The organism is Mageeibacillus indolicus UPII9-5 (genome assembly GCF_000025225.2).
In the GTDB taxonomy this organism is placed as follows: domain Bacteria; phylum Bacillota; class Clostridia; order Saccharofermentanales; family Fastidiosipilaceae; genus Mageeibacillus; species Mageeibacillus indolicus.
In genome coordinates this window covers 1,140,668-1,158,992 of the sequence record NC_013895.2, presented here as the reverse complement: position 1 = coordinate 1,158,992, position 18,325 = coordinate 1,140,668, and the positions used below count along the sequence as shown (strand labels likewise).

13 protein-coding genes are annotated in these 18,325 nt (G+C 46.0%); all 13 read left to right on the top strand.

The features are described 5' to 3' along the window. Positions 1–74 precede the first annotated feature (74 nt). The 13 genes from HMPREF0868_RS05170 to coaBC all read left to right on the top strand — a co-directional run bounded on the left by HMPREF0868_RS05170 (position 75) and on the right by coaBC (position 18,270). Entirely contained in the window at positions 75–2,075 is a 2,001-nt protein-coding gene (locus HMPREF0868_RS05170) for an ABC transporter substrate-binding protein (protein WP_012993653.1), read from the top strand. A gap of 98 nt (positions 2,076–2,173) precedes the next feature. After that, on the top strand, positions 2,174–3,160 hold the full coding sequence (locus tag HMPREF0868_RS05165; RefSeq protein WP_012993652.1) for an ABC transporter permease: 987 nt from the start codon (positions 2,174–2,176) through the stop codon (positions 3,158–3,160). Between the two features lie 14 nt (positions 3,161–3,174). After that, complete coding sequence (locus HMPREF0868_RS05160) at positions 3,175–4,983, top strand: ABC transporter permease subunit (protein ID WP_012993651.1); 1,809 nt, start codon at positions 3,175–3,177, stop codon at positions 4,981–4,983. Between the two features lie 10 nt (positions 4,984–4,993). Continuing rightward, positions 4,994–5,980: an ABC transporter ATP-binding protein gene (locus HMPREF0868_RS05155; RefSeq protein ID WP_012993650.1), complete on the top strand. Its 987-nt coding sequence runs from the start codon at positions 4,994–4,996 to the stop codon at positions 5,978–5,980. Further along, a complete protein-coding gene (locus HMPREF0868_RS08785) occupies positions 5,973–7,541 on the top strand; it encodes an oligopeptide/dipeptide ABC transporter ATP-binding protein (RefSeq protein WP_012993649.1) in 1,569 nt (522 codons plus the stop codon). The genes HMPREF0868_RS05155 and HMPREF0868_RS08785 overlap by 8 nt, the downstream gene beginning before the upstream one ends. Then, complete coding sequence (locus HMPREF0868_RS05145) at positions 7,534–7,767, top strand: hypothetical protein (RefSeq protein ID WP_012993648.1); 234 nt, start codon at positions 7,534–7,536, stop codon at positions 7,765–7,767. The genes HMPREF0868_RS08785 and HMPREF0868_RS05145 overlap by 8 nt, the downstream gene beginning before the upstream one ends. Positions 7,768–7,784: 17 nt before the next feature. Continuing rightward, the gene (rnc, locus tag HMPREF0868_RS05140) at positions 7,785–8,522 is read left to right on the top strand and encodes a ribonuclease III (RefSeq protein WP_012993647.1); all 738 of its coding nucleotides are present in this window, start codon (positions 7,785–7,787) and stop codon (positions 8,520–8,522) included. Next, positions 8,513–12,106, top strand: coding sequence for a chromosome segregation protein SMC (gene smc, locus HMPREF0868_RS05135; protein WP_012993646.1), 3,594 nt, complete (start codon positions 8,513–8,515; stop codon positions 12,104–12,106). Before rnc ends, smc begins: the two co-directional genes overlap by 10 nt. 86 nt (positions 12,107–12,192) lie before the next feature. Further along, positions 12,193–13,107 (top strand): signal recognition particle-docking protein FtsY, encoded by a 915-nt coding sequence (gene ftsY / locus HMPREF0868_RS05130; protein WP_012993645.1) that lies wholly within the window; start codon positions 12,193–12,195, stop codon positions 13,105–13,107. A 58-nt stretch (positions 13,108–13,165) separates the two neighbouring features. Continuing rightward, entirely contained in the window at positions 13,166–14,047 is an 882-nt protein-coding gene (locus HMPREF0868_RS05125) for an inositol monophosphatase family protein (protein ID WP_157667970.1), read from the top strand. After that, positions 14,035–14,292, top strand: coding sequence for a hypothetical protein (locus HMPREF0868_RS05120; protein ID WP_012993643.1), 258 nt, complete (start codon positions 14,035–14,037; stop codon positions 14,290–14,292). Before HMPREF0868_RS05125 ends, HMPREF0868_RS05120 begins: the two co-directional genes overlap by 13 nt. Positions 14,293–14,335: 43 nt before the next feature. Then, positions 14,336–16,993 carry a valine--tRNA ligase gene (locus tag HMPREF0868_RS05115; protein WP_012993642.1) on the top strand — a complete coding sequence of 886 codons (2,658 nt, stop codon included), beginning with the start codon at positions 14,336–14,338 and terminating at the stop codon, positions 16,991–16,993. A 65-nt stretch (positions 16,994–17,058) separates the two neighbouring features. Continuing rightward, entirely contained in the window at positions 17,059–18,270 is a 1,212-nt protein-coding gene (gene coaBC / locus HMPREF0868_RS05110) for a bifunctional phosphopantothenoylcysteine decarboxylase/phosphopantothenate--cysteine ligase CoaBC (protein WP_012993641.1), read from the top strand. Positions 18,271–18,325: the final 55 nt, after the last annotated feature.

Genomic DNA, 18,325 nt, shown 5'->3' with positions numbered 1-18,325 from the left:
TGATACACGCTTTAACATTGCTATAATTAGTCATTATCACTTTTGGACAAGACCAATTGAGAAGGAGGATTAATATGAAGAAGTTACTAGCGACTCTTCTAAGCGTAGCGATGGTTGTAGCTATGGCTGCCGGGTGTAATGGTTCAACCGGCAAACCTGAAGGTTCAACTGCCGAAGCAGGAGAGTCAAACCCGGCCGCTGAAAGCGGCGACAAGAGTGGAGCAGAGTCGGGTATGCCTGACATGTCAACCCCGGAAGATCCGATGGCGGCAGTACCGCAGGCAGAAATCTTGGCTAAGGTACCTAAGACGGAACCTAAGGGAACAGTTGTTTATGGTACACCAACTGAACCTGACGAGAACATTATGCCAGGTTTCACCAACCCTGCACCTAACCAGAACATGCGTTATATGATCATGGGTGGGTACTCAACGTTCTCGTATTCCAAGGACAATACCCTTGTACGTAACAACGTAGCCCTGAAGGATTTCAAACAGGTTGAAAATCCCGACGGCACTTTGACCTTTGAAGAAGAAATCTATGATAATTTGAAATGGTCCGACGGAAGCCCGATCACCGCAAAAGACTATGTGTTCAACATGTTGCTGTCATCGCACAAGAACATGACTGAGCTCGGTGGCGACGGAAGTTCCGGAATGCCGTTAGTTGGCTATAAGGCTTTCAACGAAGGCGACGGTACTGTTCCTTTCAAGGGCGTTCGTTTGTTGGGCGACTATAAGTTCAGTGTTACAGTTGCTAAAGAAGAATTGCCGAACTACTACATCATGGACTTGGTAGCTACTCAATCTCCGTTCCCGATGAAAGCATTAGGGCTGTCACCTGACGTTGTAGATAAAGGCGAAGGTGCCGCGTTCAGCAAAGCTCTTGACATGGAAGAGATGAAGGCAAAATTGATGGATCCGGTGAAAGGCTTCGTTTATACTTACCCTGTAACTGATGCACCTTATAAGTTTGTTGAATTCGATAAAGCCAATAAAGCTTTAGTAATGGAAGCCAACCCGGAGTTCTTAGGTACTTATGATGGTTGGAAACCGCAAATCAAGAAAGTAATCATTAAGCATTCTCAAGACAAGTTAATAAATGATGAGCTTGCCAGTGGTGCTATAGATGTAGCGGCAGAAGCTTCAGGTAAGAAGAACATCGAAGATGGCCTAGCCAAAATGAAAGCTTCTAATGGTAAACTTGCTGTTCTTAAATATGAACGTAACGGCTTCGGTGATATCCAGTTCCAATGTGATGTAGGTGCTACACAGTTCAAAGAAGTTCGTCAAGCCGTAACCTATGCTATTGACAGAGTAGATTTGATGAACAAGTACACTGGTGGTTACGGAGCTCTCGTCCATGCTGAATATGGTTTGGCTCAGCCTGAATACAAAGCCAACAAGAAGTTATTCGACGAGAAAATGAACACTTATAGCTTCAACTTGAACAAAGCAAAAGAGTGCTTGGTAAAGGGTGGCTGGACTCTGAACTCAGCCGGCAAACCTTTTGTCGAAGGTACAGACAAGGTACGTTATAAGAAATTGGAAGATGGCAGTCTGATGGCTTGCCAGATCAATTGGGCTAACACTGGAACGGCTGTTGCTGAATTGCTGAATGCTACATTGCCTTCTAACCTTGCTTCTATCGGCGTTGCGCTCAACAGTGAGTCAGTAAACTTCCCGAAGATGATCAAAGCTATGTATGCTCCGCTTGGCAGTGCTGAACGTAAACAGTACAACATGTTCGTCTTAGGTTTAGGTTTCGCTATTGTTAAGCCGGTATGGCAGGACTATTCAGAAGATCCTGTATATCTTTCCAACAACCCTAGCCAGCTTAAGGATAAGAAGCTTACTGAACTGATCAACAAGATGAAAGCTACTAAGCCGGGTGACAAGAAGACTTGGTATGCTGAATACGGTGAACTGCAGCTTCTCTTGAATGACTTGATGGGTAAAGTACCGCTGTATTCCGATATTTACCATAGTTTCTATAATACTAAGGTTAAAAACCTGAACCTTAACTCGTTGGTAAGCTTTGGCCGTGCTGTTGTGTATGCAACTCTTGCTGAATAACATAATTTAGGTTAAGCTTATAAGATAGAGTGGCAGAAGGAACGAGGCACCTCGTTCCTTCGTGCTATCCTTAAAAGACACATGGACAGGAGAAACTTATGCCCAGATACATAATGAAACGCATACTATACATAGTTTTTGTGTTTTTCATCGTTTCAATCATCATGTTTTTGATTTACAAGGCAGTGCCGGGTGATCCGGTTGCTGTTGCTATTCAAGATCAGGCACGTACCCTTAAACCGGATGCCTACCAACGTGTATACAATGCGATGGCACATAAGTTGGGGATGGATAAGCCTGCGTATCTGCAATACTTTGTGTGGATTAAAAACATGCTGACCGGAGATTTCGGCTACTCGACTTTTTTTCGTCAAGATGTGCGTTATATAATTGGCACTCCGTTGTGGAATACCGTAAAACTTAACTTGTACAGCATGTTCTTTGTTTTCCTTATAACTATCCCGCTCGGGATTGCTACTGCGGTGCGGAGAAATTCCTTGTTTGACAAAAGTGTTCAGATTTTTACCATACTTGGATATTCTTTGCCGAGTTTCGTAATTGCTTTTATATTCATTTTCATATTTTGTATCAAACTTGAATGGTTCCCATTAACCGGCATATCAACAGTTGGCGCCGATTTCTCCGGCTTTGCCGCTTTTAAGGATCAATTTATGCATGCAGTAATTCCTACTGCGGTAATGACGTTTACCGCATTGGGCGGACTTACAAGATATGTCCGAGCTTCGATGTGCGATGTTTTGACCCAAGACTACATAAGGACGGCTCGAGCCAAAGGACTTAAAGAGAGTTCTGTAATATATGTACATGCTTTCCGTAACGCATTGATTCCAGTTATTACGATTATGGCATCTTGGCTGATCGGTGTTTTTGGTGGATCTGTAGTTATTGAGTCGATCTTTCAGTGGAATGGAATTGGATATTTGCTATACAACAGTTTGATGCGACAAGATTTCAATGTGGTTTTGACCATGCAGATGTTTTACGTGGTATTGTCTTTGGCCGGCAACCTGATAGTTGACTTGGTTTATGCGGCAGTTGACCCACGGGTAAGATTAGACGCGTAGGAGGCCGAAGTAACGTGAACAAAAAAAATGTAAGACCAAAGATTCGCCGAGCTAGCTTATTTTTAAAGCTATTTAATTTACGCAAGAAGAAACAAGGATCCAATATATTTGAAGAAGAGCTGGTTATGAGCCCGACCAGGTTGGCTATTCAGACTTTTGCTTCTAACCGTCTGGCGATGTTTTCTACTATATTGTTTCTGATCATTTTCGTGTTATGCATGATTTTGCCGTCAATATACCCAATGGACGTGCGGTATACTAATGCCACGCTGCAAGATTACCCACCATGTAGCAATTTTACTGATTTGCCTAAAGCAATGCGCAAAAACCCTAAGAAGATTGCTGTTGGCTCCGGTTTCGGAATAGGTATTGATGCTAATGGTAAGGTTCATATATGGGGTCAACTGAATGATAAACAGCGTAAGATTCCCAAGTCTATAGCTCGATCTAAAGCTTTGGACGTTGCCGCCGGGGCGAACCACTTGGTAGCACTTGGGACAGACGGTAAGATTTACCCTTGGGGGAATGATGAGTTCAATTTGAATGTACCTCCGCCGGAGGCAGATTATGAGACCCCGGTGCGCGTTTATGCCAACTACTTATATTCTGCTTATTTGTCGGAAGAGAAAAAAATACATAATTGGGGTAATGACTTAGTGACGTCGCTAATCCCGGATTATGTTGAAGATGAGGTTAAAGAGGCGTATTTCAATTCTAATACCGGTATTGCCTTGACCACTAACAAAAAACTGGTGCCGATGACCAAGCAAGCGTTTGCCTTTACTGCCATTCCGGAAGATATCCAAGGCAAGGTGGTTACAGCAGCACTTACGAATGAACAAATGTATGCAGTTACTGAAGATGGTAAACTGCATAGTTGGGGCAATCCGGATAAAGATACTTATGTGCCTTGTCCTAAAAACTTGGATGGTAAAATTAAAAAAATGGCGAGTGGCGAATTTTTCGTTGTTGCTTTGTTAAAGGATGGTACTCTTAAGGCTTGGGGCGACAATACTCTTGGTCAGCTTGATGTTCCATCCGGTAAATTTAAAGAAGTGTACGCTGGTTATCACAACGGTTATGCCGTACGGGAAAATGGTGATGTCGTTGCTTTTGGACCAAGTGGTTTCCGGATGGGCACTGATGATTTGGGTCGCGATATTTTCCGTCGTATTTTGCAAGGTGGGCGGATGACCATGACGGTAGGTGCTATTGCTGTTATTATTTCCGCTTTAATCGGTATTGCTATCGGCGGCATCTCAGGTTTCTATTCAGGGGCAGTTGACGTTTTCCTAATGCGTTTGGCGGAGGTTGTCAACTCAATTCCGTTCCTGCCGTTGGCGATGATTTTGTCAGGTATTCTTGGCAATAAAATATCAGAGAATCAGCGGATTATTTTGATAATGTTTATTTTAGGTATTTTGACCTGGCCGCACTTGGCACGGCTGACGCGGGCGCAGATACTATCTGAACGTAAAAAGGAGTTTGTCACTGCCGCCAACGCCTTAGGTATTAAAGAAAGTGTAATCATTTTCAAGCATATTTTACCGAATGTAATTAACGTGGTTTTAGTTAATATTACGCTAGGCTTTGCGACTTGTATGCTTACCGAATCTTCCCTTTCGTTCCTTGGCTTTGGTGTTCAACCGCCACAACCTACTTGGGGTAACATGTTGACCGGTTGTCAGAGTTCCCAGGTAATTGGTACTTTCTGGTGGCGTTGGGTGTTCCCGTCCGGTATCTTGGCCTTGTGTACGATAAGCATCAACTCAATCGGTGACGGGTTGCGTGACGCGATCGACCCGAAATCCAACGAGCGTTAAGGAGGGCGGCATGTCTTTATTAGAGGTAAGAGATTTACATACATATTTTGAAACAAAAAAAGGCACAATTAAGGCAGTAAACGGTGTTTCTTATTCTGTTGAGCCGGGACGTACACTTGGTGTCGTGGGTGAATCAGGGTCTGGTAAATCAGTTTCAGCTATGAGCATTTTGCGCCTTTTGGATGGAAATGGTTACATCCACTCGGGCGAAATTATTTTCCGTGGCAAAGATCTGACAAAGGTCGACATTAAAGATTTGTACAGCATTCGCGGCAATGAAATTTCGGTTATATTTCAAGAGCCGATGACTTCGCTTAACCCGGTGTTTACTATTGGCAAGCAGTTGGCCGAAGTGTTCAAAATTCACCAACATTTGAGTCATAGCGCCGCTTCCAAAGCTGCAGTCGATATTTTAGGTGATGTTAAAATCCCTAATCCAGCAACAGTTGCCAAGCAATTCCCCCACCAACTTTCAGGCGGAATGCGGCAAAGAGTGATGATTGCTATGGCTTTGGCCTGCCGGCCGAGCCTATTGATAGCTGATGAGCCGACAACGGCTTTGGATGTAACAATTCAGGCGCAGATTTTGCATTTAATGAATGCGCTACAAAAAGAAAAGGGTACGTCGATTCTGTTTATTACGCACGATTTGGGCGTTATCAATGAAATGGCTGATGATGTTGCGGTTATGTATTGCGGCCAAGTGGTAGAAAAAGCAACTACGGACGATATTTTCCGTAATAGCGAATATTCACATCCGTATACGGAGGGCTTGATGACTTCCATTCCTCGGTTGGACACTCCGGCGGGGGCAAGACTTGATGCGATTCCAGGTGCAGTTCCTCACCCGTTGGATTTGCCGAAGGGATGTAAGTTTGCACCACGTTGCAAGTATGCTACGGAAAAGTGCTTGAACGAAGAGCCTGATTTAGTGGAAATTTCGCCGACCCAGTCTATACGCTGTTTCTACCCCAAGAAGGAGGATCGTCATGCCTAAATTTAATGAGACGAAGGAACGTAAACCTTTATTTAAAATTACTAATCTCAAACAGTGGTTCCCGCTGAAACAAAAGGGGCTGTTCGTTAAAGCAAATGACGGTGTTAACTTGACTATATATGAAGGAGAGACTCTTGGCTTGGTGGGTGAATCAGGTTGTGGGAAATCTACTTTAGGCCGTGTTATCCTCCAGCTTTATCATCAAACTGCCGGGCGTACCATGTACTACGGCCGTCGTTGGGATGAAGTGGTGCCGGCTTATTTGGTGGAAACCGTCAAGGAAATGCCGAAACGCCGTGAAAAGATAAAAGAGCTGCAAGCTACAGCGGAAAAACTGCAAGCCGAATATGATAAGCTTACTGACGATAAGGACAAACATAAGGCGATTGAATCCCTTAATGCGGCAAGGACCGCGGCAACCTTGGCTTTGGTTGATTTGTGTAAAGTAATCGGTGGGTTTTATGTATGTGATGATCTACGACCGGTTCAGCATATTTTGTTAGAAAAATTGGCGGTTAGCAAAGAAAGACTCTTGCTGAAACGTGAGCAGCAACTGTTGGATTACAAGGTTAAGAATGCCGAGGCTTTGCTCAAGCATGATAAGGCGACCCCAAAAGATCTCAAGCGTGCCAAAAAAGATTTGGCGAAGGCGGATTCCTTACAAAAGAAACTTACCCCTAAGCTGAAGGCGGTTGAAGAAAAAAATGCAGCAGCCGATGACAAGTTGATGTCGTATCGGGAGGAATGCAGCAAATTGGAAGGATTTGACGAGTACGAAAAGTATAATGATTTCGGCTTGGATTTAGCCAAATTGACCGTGAATGAAATGCGGTCTTTGCGGCGTGACCTGCAACTGATATTCCAAGATCCGTATTCTTCTTTGAATCCGCGGATGTCGGTAGGCCAGATAATAGGCGAGGCACTGGGAACCCACGGTTTGTTTGAAAATAATGACCCAGTCAAGCAGGATTATATAATGGAGGTCATGGAAAAGTGCGGTTTGGCACCTTATATGATTCATCGTTTTCCGCACCAATTTTCGGGTGGTCAACGTCAACGTATCGGTATTGCCAGAGCACTTGCACTACAACCGAAGTTTGTTGTTTGTGATGAAGCGGTTTCTGCTTTGGACGTTTCCATTCAATCACAGATTGTCAACTTGTTGCAAGATCTTAAAGAGAAGGATAATCTAACTTATTTGTTCATATCACATGATCTTTCCGTAGTTAAGTATATTTCCGATCGGATTGCGGTTATGTATCTTGGGGTTATTGTTGAGTTAGGTGATATTGAAGCAATTTTTAAACATACGGCTCACCCGTATACCGAGGCTTTGCTTCGTTCAATTCCTACCACTGACACGCGGAAGGGTGAAAAGGAAATCTATATTTTGGAAGGAGATATCCCGAGTCCTGTAAATCCGCCGAAAGGGTGCAAATTCCATACCCGTTGCGCTTACTGTACGGATATTTGTAAGACGGTTACGCCTATATGGCAGGAGTTGGAGGATGGACATTTTGTTGCCTGTCACCATCAGTTAGATCGCGCCAAAAATGATTAACTTGCCTTTCCACAATAAGATAATAGCAATCATATACGCCCGTCGGCGGAAAGAGGATTGTGACGTCTCCGCTGAACGGGTCGAATATGAGGCTGCTGACCGCTTACCGTGGCTTGAGGTGGTAAAAATTTCCTTAATCGGCTTGGTCGCTTTACTTCCGGCACTGCTTATAGTCGGCGGCGGTTTTGTCGCTATTGTGGCTTTGTTGCTGTGGCTCTGGACATGATGGAAAGAAGGAATACGATGAAAACGCATTGGCAACCGTCTAAAGACTGGTTAGAACAAATTTGCAATTTTGAGAATAAAATTGGTTATTCATTTAAAAATAAGAAATACTTAATTGAAGCGTTGACGCATTCCACTTACAGCTATGAGCATTCAATGTATGGGTTGGAGTGCAATGAACGGCTGGAATTTTTAGGGGATTTGGTGCTTGGCTTAACTGTAGGTAATCATCTGTTCAAGACTTTTCCCACTTACCCGGAGGGCAAGCTGAGCAAATTAAAGGCAGCACTGGTTTGTGAGCCTACCTTGGCGATTGTGGCGCATAACTGGGAACTTGACAAGGTTTTGCTACTCGGCAAAGGTGAAGAAACTTCTGGTGGGCGTAACAAGCCTTCAAGCTTGGCTGATGCTACCGAAGCTGTTTTAGGGGCTGTTTTTTGTGATGCTGATTTTGTGGCAGCAGCGACAGTGATTTTACGAGCCTTGGAGCCGTTAATTCAGGAAGCGGTTGCGGGTAACTTGGTTTACGATTATAAGAGTGCCTTGCTGGAAAAAATTCAAACTAAATATCATTCTTCGCAACTGAGATTCGTTTTATTGGATGAAACCGGTCCCGCCCATTCTCCTTCGTTTAAAATGGGTATTTATTTGGTGAATGACCTGTTGGCGACTGCTATCGGTTCGAGTAAAAAGGAAGCGGAGCAGATTGCCGCGAAGCAAGCTCTACAATTATTGGATATGAAAAAATGCATTTGAAGTCGATTGAGTTACAGGGGTTTAAATCTTTTCCGGAACGTACAGTGATCGAATTTCACACGGGTATGACGGCGATTGTGGGGCCTAACGGAAGCGGTAAGTCCAATGTCACCGATGCGATCCGTTGGGTTTTGGGGGAGCAGAGTGTCAAAACCTTGCGTGGCAACAAGATGGAGGACATTATTTTTGCCGGGACGCAGAGCAGACGGCCGTTAAGCTATGCTGAAGTTCAGATTAATTTTGACAACACAGATTCTTCTATAGATTTGCCTTACAATGAAGTCAGTGTTACTAGGCGTTTGTATCGTTCAGGCGAAAGTGAATATCGAATAAATAAAAATTTGTGCCGATTACGTGATGTGATCGAACTTTTTATGGATACCGGGATTGGCCGGGACGGTTATTCGATTATTGGGCAAGGTCGGGTGGACGAGTTGTTGAGCAATCGTTCGGAAGATCGGCGGCGTGTTTTTGAGGAAGCGGCCGGTATTACTAAATTGAGGGCCCAGAAAGAGGAGACAAGCAAAAGATTAGCCAAAACGGAAGAAAATTTGGCTAGAGTCACTGATATTGTTACAGAGCTGGATCGGCAGCTAGACCCGTTGCGGAAGCAAGCGGCGGCAGCTCAGGCTTACCTAGAACTGCAGGGGGAAATAAAGCGCTGTGAATTAACTTTGGCGCAGCGTCAGTTGCGGCAATGTACGGATCAGCTTGATATTTTGCAAAAAGATCAGGCTAATGCGTGGGCGGAATTGAAAGAGATCGAGGCCGATTTGGCGGAGCAGTCGGTTGCGGATGCTGCGCAAGCTGATTTGGCGCAGGGGTTTGAGCAAAGGCAGATTTCGCTTGAGGAGCAGCAAAAGGCGTGGCAAAATGATCAGCTTGCTTTGGTCAGTCGGCGTACGGCCGGGCAGGAGCGGATGACGGCTCTGCGTGAACGTTTAGAATTGTGCCGTACTGAGGCGGCTGCTCTGGAAAAGACTTTAAGCGAGTTGTCAGTTGAACGGACTGAACAGTTGACCGGCAAAGAGGAGGCCGCAAATGGTTTGGCCGAGATCAGAAAAAAGCTGGAATCATTGCAAGACAAGTTATCCGATTCGGAAAATATAGTCGCGGTAATAAATCGGCGGCAGCAGGATTTGCGGCAGCAGGCCGGCCATCTACAAGAAGAATTTTACGCTTGTAAGACCCTAGCGGCGGACGCTAACGCTGAATTGAAGGCTTTTGAAGCATTGCGCGAGCGTCGGCAAAATGAACAGGACGACTTAAACAAGCAATTAAATCAGCTTACGGCAGATGGTGATGGAGCCAAGGAACGGGTGGCCCAAGCAACCATAAATGTCGAGGCGGCGGTTGCCAAAGAAAAAGAGGCGGCAGTCGATCTCGCGGAGGCTAAAGAAACTTTGGCCAAGACTGAGACGGCTTGGCAAGATTTGACAAATCGTGAGCAGCAAGCGACTTTCCGGCTCAAGACTTTGAGCGAGTTGGAAAAGAACTACGATGGTTATCAGGCTTCCGTCCAAAGTTTGCTCAGCCCGCGAGGAATTGCGCCTGATCAACGCCGGGGAATATATGGGGCAGTGGCTGAACTTATCACTGTGCCGGCTCATTTGGAAATTGCGATTGAAACGGCACTGGGGGGGGCTTTACAAAATATCGTTGTGGCTCAGGAAAATGACGCTGCTCGTTTAATAAATTACCTTAAAACACATCATATGGGCCGAGCGACTTTTCTGCCTTTGGATGCCCTGCAAGCAAAAACGTCAGATCAAGAAATGTTGCGGCGGGCCTGTGATGTTCGCGGCTGTTGGGGAGTGGCGGCCGATCTGGTAACGGTTGACGGCAAACTTGATTTGCTTAAACAATATCTTTTGGCAAATGTTTTGGTCGCAGAAGACATGGAGGTTGGTCGGTACATAGCCAAAATGTGCCGTCATCGAGTGCGGATTGTGACTTTGGAAGGTGAACTTTTCAGTCCGGGCGGCTCTTTGACCGGCGGCTCCATGCAGCAAAAGCGGCCGCATTTACTTGGCCGAACCAGAGAACTAAAGGATTTGCAGGCTGAGCTAGCGAATTATCCGCACAAAAAAGAAAATTTGCAAAAAGATTTAAAAGAATTTAAAACAGAAATGATCAATTCAGGCCAAAATTTAGCAAACGCTCAGCAGGAAAGGCAGGATGCGGAGAAAGAATATATTTTAGCTACGGCTGGCTCGGAGGAAATAGAGAAACAACTGAGAAACAGACGGGCTAAATTGGCGGAAATAGAGGCGGAATCGGCGGCTCAATCAGAACGTGAGGCAAAATTGGCCGCTGTCCGGCAAGAAAGTTTGGTGGCGGCGGAGCAAAAACAGAAAGAGCTCGGTGCGCTGCAGGACGACTTGGCGGCGGAAGAAGAAAAATATCAGGTCGCGACTGCGGATCAGAGTGAAAAACGTCAACTGAAGCAACAGCTTAAGTTGGAAGAGCAGCGACTCGACGAGATCGTACGTCAAGCTGAGGCTTGGCTCGCCCGTCTGCAAAATCAAGAAAATGAGCGGGAAACGGCCAAGCTAAAATTGCGGGATGAAACTGATCAGATCGCCCGAGAGACGGCTGAGCTTGAGGAAAGAGCTGCTGGTTTGGAAAAGGAGGCGGCTGAACTTGAGCAACGCCAAACCGACTTGCAAGCAGCCACAGAAAAATTAATGGCAGAACGCAAGGAATATGAGGCTGCCAAGACGGCTTGGCAAGAGGAACGTCGCATTTTGCGCGAGCGCCAAAATAATATTCGACTGTCAGCCGAACGGCTGAGTTCTAAAGTTGAGCGTATTGAAGAACAACGTGACACTTTGTTGAATAATGTATGGGAAACCTACAATATTACACTGCTGCAAGTAAAGGCGGAGGACTTGGCCGATGATTCGGTTGCAACCAGTAATTTGCAAAAAAGTTTAAGTCAAGCCAAGGAAAAGGTTCGCGGACTTGGTCCAGTAAATCCTTGTGCCATCGAAGAATTAGCTGCGGTGCAGGAAAGATATGATTTCTTGACAGCTCAACACGATGATATTGTTCGGGCCTCTAGGTCTTTGACCGGGGTCATGAATGATTTGCAGGCGGCCATGCAAGAACGATTCACAGCGGGTTTTGCGCAAATCAACACTAACTTTAATCAGGTGTTCAATGCTTTATTCGGCGGCGGTAAAGCTGAAGTGGTTATGGAAGATCCAACCGATGTTTTGAGCGGAACGATTGAAATTAAAGCTCAGCCGCCAGGTAAACGTCTGCAAAACATGCTTTTATTATCCGGCGGAGAGAGGGCGCTTACGGCAATTGCTTTGTTGTTCGCGATATTGAATTTACGTGCCGCTCCATTCGTTGTTTTGGATGAAATCGAGGCTGCCTTGGACGACGCCAACGTGGTACGTTTCAGCGATTATGTTCGACAACATGCGGATAAGTCGCAGTTTATTTTGGTAACGCACCGAAAAGGAACAATGGAAGCCTGTGATCGAATTTACGGGGTTACCATGCAGGAACGCGGTGTGAGTAGAGTGCTTTCAATGCAGCTGTCTGAGGCAGCTACAGCTGATTTGGCGGAGTGAAGTAAGAAGGAATGACTGCAGTGAGGCTTGCTTGTCGTTTGGTTGGTAAATGATTAAAATATAGTCGAGGTTGAGGTTACGTAAATATGGCTTTTTTTGAGCGTTTTAAAGCAGGTTTGGCGAAGACTCGCGATTTTTTAAACGGCGGCATCAATAAAATTTCGGCAGCGATGGGTCACTTTGATGAGGACATGTTGGATGAGCTGGAAGAATTACTGGTGCAGGCGGATGTGGGTGTCCCTTGCGCGACTTTCTTGATGGAAAAGGTTCGTAAAGATATTAAGGTTAATAAAGATAATTCTCGTGCGGCGGTCATCAACAGCTTGCGGGAAGGCATAGTGGCTGTTTTGGGTGATCCGCTCAAGCTTACACTTAAGCCGGACAGGCTGAATATTATTCTACTTATTGGGGTCAACGGCACCGGCAAAACTACAACTTGTGGAAAACTTGCTTTGCGCTATAGGCAAGCCGGAAAGAAGGTTTTGCTTGCTGCGGCAGATACTTTTCGTGCGGCGGCCATTGATCAACTGAAATATTGGGCGGAATTGACCGGCACGCCTTGTATTGCTTATCCGGAAGGTTCCGATCCGGCTGCCGTTGTATATGATTCGGTACAAGCAGCCAAGGCCAGAGCGGCGGACGTACTTTTGGTTGACACGGCGGGTCGCTTGCATAATAAACAGAATCTGATGGATGAGTTGGCTAAACTTTACCGTATTATTAAGCGGGAAGCACCTAATGCCGCGCTTGAGAGTATACTAATAGTTGATGCCAATACGGGACAAAACGCAGTAATTCAGGCTGAAAAGTTTAATGCTGCTGCTCAGCTTACCGGACTCATTATTACTAAGTTGGATGGTAACAGTAAGGGTGGTGTGGCCGTGGCGGTGGCCAACGCGGTTAAATTGCCCATTTATATGGTAGGCTTGGGCGAACGTGCCGAAGATTTAGCTGATTTTGCGGTTAATGAATTTGTTGATTCGCTGCTTCCTTCCGAATAATCGGCTTACCTGGTGTAAGTTCGAAAAAGCGATACGAAAGGATGGATCCGAGTTGAAAATGACAGAAAAAACAGTAGAAAATATGGATTTCAAACAGTTGTACAACCAACTCCACGGCGGTATTGGCACCAAAAATTGGCCTGAAGCATTTGCCGTTATGCGAAATATTCTTTTCCAAGCCGGTGAACTGATGCTCCGGCCTACACAGCTTGAAATTAAGTGCAAAAACCAATATGATTTTGTCACTCAAACTGATGTGACCGTACAAAAACAAATTAAGGAGGCCTTGGCCGAGTCATTCCCCCAAGTAGGTTTTATGGGGGAAGAAGACGGCGCGTGTCACGCCCTGAATACTCCAACGTGGATTTTAGATCCGGTTGATGGCACTACGAATTATATATTCGATCGCCGTCACAGCTGCATATCACTGGCATATTTTGATGGAACAGATATGTGTGCCGGAATGATTTTTGATCCTTATGCCGGCGAACTGTTTCACACGATAAAAGATGGTGGTTCTTACTGTAACTCGAGCAAAATGGCGGTAAGATCTGAAACTGATTATCATAAAATGTTATTGCTGGCCAGTGCCGGAGCATCGGACAAGCAGATATCCTGGCTACAACTGGATTTATTGCGTGACCTACACCAGGATATCGTCGATATCCGCATTTGCGGCAGTGCCGCCTTAAACTTTGCCTATTTGGCGTGTGGGCGTGGTTCAGCGTTTATTTCTACCCCGATGTACCCTTGGGACGGGGCGGCCGGCGCTTTAATGGTTAAGGAAGCCGGCGGAGTTGTGCGCGATTATGAAGGTAAAGAAGTAGACCTTGCCTCTTCAACTTCCACTGTAGCCGGCAACACTGCTCTAGTGTCTTGGCTCCAAGAGCATATACACCAAGTAAAATATGAGGAGTTACGTAAATTATGTCGCCGTTGATTTTTCTCAAAGTACTTGCCATCGTGCTGATTGTTGTCGGTGTCGGCATAGTTGCCGCCGCCAAACTTATTGTAAACAGGCGGAGTTTGGCAGATCGGGTCGAACTACCGGAAGGGCAACGCCAAAACCTAAGCATTGAAGAACAGGCGAAACAACGTTTCATATCCGCTGTTTTACGGGTGAAGCTGCAAGGCCTGGCGGTTGCTTTGCCGGGTTTTATTTTGGTACTTGTTTTATTTAAATGAAAGTCTCATAATATCCATCAAATCTATAAGGAGTGTCAAAAATATGTGCGAGAAATGTCGGCACGAATTGCCGAAAAATTACAATCCTCAAGAAGCAGATCGGCGAATATATGCCGACTGGGAGAATAACGGTTATTTTCGGGCCGTCATTGATGCTGAGCGGCAACCGTTCACCATTGTAATGCCACCGCCGAACATTACCGGCCAACTGCATTTGGGACATGCTTTGAATAATACAATGCAGGATATAATTATCAGATATAAGCGTATGCAGGGCTATGCCGCTTGCTGGATGCCTGGCACGGATCACGCCTCAATTGCCACTGAAGCCAAAATCGTCGAAGCTATGGCCAAAGAAGGAATTAGCAAAGCTGATTTAAGTCGGGAGCAGTTCCTGGAGCGGGCGTGGCAGTGGAAGAAAGAATACGGCGGCTGCATCGTTAACCAGTTGCGTCGCTTAGGGGTTTCCTGCGACTGGGAGCGCGAACGCTTTACCATGGATGACGGTATGTCGGCTGCTGTCAACCGGGTTTTTGTAAATTTATATAACAAAGGGCTGATTTATCGCGGCGAACGCATGGTTAACTATTGCCCTTATTGCACCACGAGTATTTCGGATGCCGAGGTTGAATATGAGGATCAGGCGACGAAGCTTTGTCATGTGCGCTATCCTCTGGCGGACGGTGACGGATATTTGATCGTGGCGACAACACGGCCTGAAACTATGCTCGGGGATACTGCAGTGGCCGTACACCCGGATGATGAGCGTTACAAGCATCTTATCGGCAAGGAAGTTATTTTACCTTTAGTTAATCGTAAAATCCCAATTGTCGCCGATGAATACGTAAAAATGGAATTTGGAACCGGTGTAGTAAAAATTACGCCTGCGCATGATCCGAATGACTTTGAGGTTGGCCGTCGCCACAATCTGCCGATAATTGACACTTTCACCGACGATGGTCATCTCTACGCAGCCGCCGGTAAATATGCCGGCATGGATTTTATGACAGCACGCCGGGCGATGCTGGAAGATTTGGCCAAGCTGGATTTGATCGAAAAGATGGAAGACTACACTCATGCAGTCGGCACTTGTTACCGTTGCCATACGAATGTCGAGCCCAAAGTTTCTTTGCAATGGTTCGTTAAAATGCCGCCGTTAGCCGAGCCGGCTTTGCAGGCGGTTAGAGACGGAAGCATAAAGTTCGTGCCGGAGCGTTTCAGCAAAATCTATTACAATTGGATGGAGAATATTAAAGACTGGTGTATTTCGCGTCAATTGTGGTGGGGGCATCGCATTCCGGCTTGGTATTGCGCCGCTTGTGGTAAAACTACGGTAAGCGAGACTGAACCTAAAGTTTGTGCTCACTGTGGCGCGACAGAGTTGCACCAGGATCCAGATACGCTGGATACGTGGTTCAGCTCAGCCCTTTGGCCATTTGCCGGTTTCGGTTGGCCGGAAAAAACAGATGATTTGAAATATTTCTATCAAACAGATGTCTTGGTTACCGCGTATGACATTATATTCTTCTGGGTAGCCAGAATGATTTTTTCAGCCTTGGCGCAGACCGAACAACCTCCGTTCCATACGGTTTTGATTCACGGCCTTGTCCGCGATTCACAGGGACGGAAGATGTCTAAGTCGCTCGGCAACGGTATTGATCCGCTAGGAGTCATTGACCGATACGGCGCCGATGCCCTGAGATATTCTTTGATTCAGGGTAACAGTCAAGGTAACGATTTCCGTTATCAGGAAGAAAAAGTCGAGGCTGGGCGCGCTTTCGTTAACAAAATTTGGAATGCTACACGTTTTGTGCTAATGAATTTCCCGAAAGATTATACCGGTAAGCATGATCCGTCCAAATTTTTGCCGGAAGACGCGTGGATTTTGTCACGTTTGCAACAAGTGATCGGTGAAATAAATCAAAATCTGGATAAATATGAGCTAGGCATTGCTTTGGCCAAAATTTACAACTTCATTTGGGAAGAGTTCTGCGACTGGTATATTGAAATGGTTAAACCACGTATGAATGATGCTGCTGCGCCGAGTAGGGATGAAGCTTTTTATGTTTTGAATGAAGTTGTCACGGCAGTGCTGAAGCTGTTGCATCCGTTTATGCCTTTTGTAACTGAAGAGTTATACAAGAGTTTGCCGCTGAGCGAACCTACGATTATGCTAAGTAAGTGGCCGCAGGTACAGCCTGATTTAATAAAGCCTGAGCTTGAAGAACAAATGAGTGGGTTGATGGATGCGATCCGTCAGATCCGTAATTTGCGTCTTAAGCTTAATGTGCCTTTTAGCCATAAAGCTGCTCTGATCATTGTGCCACAAAAACGGGAGACGGGTGAGGTGTTTGCGCAGGGGCTCGGTTATTTACAGCGTATGGCGGCAGTATCGACATTGACAGTAAAAGATTCCAAAGAAGGGATTCCGGCTTCAGCCGTCACGGCAGTGTTTGCAGGTGGAGAGATTTTTATTCCTTTGCAGGAGTTGGTCGACATAGAGCAGGAAACGTTGCGCTTACAGAAGGAAGAAGAAAAGCTGTTGCAGGAAGTGAAGGGGTTTGAGCTAAAGCTGAATAATGAGGGTTTCGTTTCCCGTGCCCCGGCCAAAGTTGTTGAGGGCGAGCGAGCTAAACTTGCTAAAGCGGCGGCAATGCTTGCTAATGTGCGCGAACGTATAAAGGCGTTGCAGGAACTGTAGAGTTAAGCTACGAGGAAAAGCCGGCGGAGACGAGGACGGCACTCAGCAATTCCTCAGGAGGCGATATGTTAAAAAACAGGCATGTATTGATTGGAATTACGGGCGGCATCGCTGCTTACAAAATACCTGCTTTAGTGAGTATGCTCACCAAAGCAGGTGCTGAAGTCAAAGTAATGATGACCCAGGCCGCCTGCGAATTTATCACCCCGTTGACATTGCAGACGATGTCCGGTCATGAAGTTCATGTGGATATGTTTAATCAACTGATGAATATGAATGTTGAGCATATTGCCTTGGCAAAATGGGCGGAAGTAATTTTGCTTGCTCCCGCCACCGCCAATACGATCGCCAAATATACCGCCGGTATCTGTGACAACCTGTTGACTACGGTTCTCCAAGCTGCTCGCTGCCCCGTTGTTATCGCCCCGGCCATGAACACGTACATGTTCAACAGCCCAGCCAACCAAGCCAACTTGCGCACATTGCAGGAACGCGGCTGTACCATGTTGCAACCGCTGACGGATCGTTTGGCTTGTAATGAAGTAGGCATCGGCAAAATGCCGGAACCGGCGTCATTATTTGAGGCGATAATTACTGCTCTTGCCCCCAAAGACTTGCTCGGTATACGTTTCGTCATTACTGCCGGGGCCACAATTGAGCCGATTGATCCGGTGCGCTACATCAGCAACTATTCCACCGGCAAGATGGGCAAAGCGTTGGCGGTGGCTGCCAAACGTCGCGGTGCCGAAGTCAGTCTTATATACGGACCGGCGGTCGAAGATTTGCCGAATTTGGACGAAATGGTTCCGGTAAAAACCACCCGCGACATGTTTGCGGCGGTAACAGCCAGATTTCCGCAATGTGATGTGCTCATAAAAGCGGCGGCTCCGGCCGACTATCGCCCGAGCGAATGCGCTGCAGAAAAAATAAAAAAGAACGGCAAGGAAGAATGGCACGAAATTCCCCTCACCCCCAATCCGGATATAGCGGCATATTGCGGTAGCATAAAGCAAAACCAAATTTTGGTCGGTTTTGCGGCCGAATCGATCAACGAAATGGAGTACGGTTTAGCTAAACTTCGCCGTAAAAACCTTGACCTGATCTGCGTCAATAACATCAAGCAAGCCGGGGCCGGATTCCGCACGGACACAAATATAGTGACTTTGATCGACCGTAAAGGTAGGGAGGAAAAATTTCCGCTGATGGAAAAGACGGAGCTGGCTGATATCATTTTGGATCGGGTAGCGGCTATGCGGGCGGAAAATAAACGACGTTAGTGCTAGCAGAATTTCGCTCGCCAAGTTGCACAAAAAATGCAAAAATAAATTGTAT

Excerpts from the sequence above, each read along its gene's own strand:
- HMPREF0868_RS05170 (WP_012993653.1), top strand. The coding sequence starts at position 75 with ATGAAGAAGTTACTAGCGACTCTTCTAAGCGTAGCGATGGTTGTAGCT.
- HMPREF0868_RS05165 (WP_012993652.1), top strand. The coding sequence starts at position 2,174 with ATGCCCAGATACATAATGAAACGCATACTATACATAGTTTTTGTGTTT.
- HMPREF0868_RS05155 (WP_012993650.1), top strand. The coding sequence starts at position 4,994 with ATGTCTTTATTAGAGGTAAGAGATTTACATACATATTTTGAAACAAAA.
- HMPREF0868_RS08785 (WP_012993649.1), top strand. The coding sequence starts at position 5,973 with ATGCCTAAATTTAATGAGACGAAGGAACGTAAACCTTTATTTAAAATT.
- HMPREF0868_RS05145 (WP_012993648.1), top strand. The coding sequence starts at position 7,534 with ATGATTAACTTGCCTTTCCACAATAAGATAATAGCAATCATATACGCC.
- rnc (WP_012993647.1), top strand. The coding sequence starts at position 7,785 with ATGAAAACGCATTGGCAACCGTCTAAAGACTGGTTAGAACAAATTTGC.
- smc (WP_012993646.1), top strand. The coding sequence starts at position 8,513 with ATGCATTTGAAGTCGATTGAGTTACAGGGGTTTAAATCTTTTCCGGAA.
- ftsY (WP_012993645.1), top strand. The coding sequence starts at position 12,193 with ATGGCTTTTTTTGAGCGTTTTAAAGCAGGTTTGGCGAAGACTCGCGAT.
- HMPREF0868_RS05125 (WP_157667970.1), top strand. The coding sequence starts at position 13,166 with ATGACAGAAAAAACAGTAGAAAATATGGATTTCAAACAGTTGTACAAC.
- HMPREF0868_RS05120 (WP_012993643.1), top strand. The coding sequence starts at position 14,035 with ATGTCGCCGTTGATTTTTCTCAAAGTACTTGCCATCGTGCTGATTGTT.
- HMPREF0868_RS05115 (WP_012993642.1), top strand. The coding sequence starts at position 14,336 with ATGTGCGAGAAATGTCGGCACGAATTGCCGAAAAATTACAATCCTCAA.
- coaBC (WP_012993641.1), top strand. The coding sequence starts at position 17,059 with ATGTTAAAAAACAGGCATGTATTGATTGGAATTACGGGCGGCATCGCT.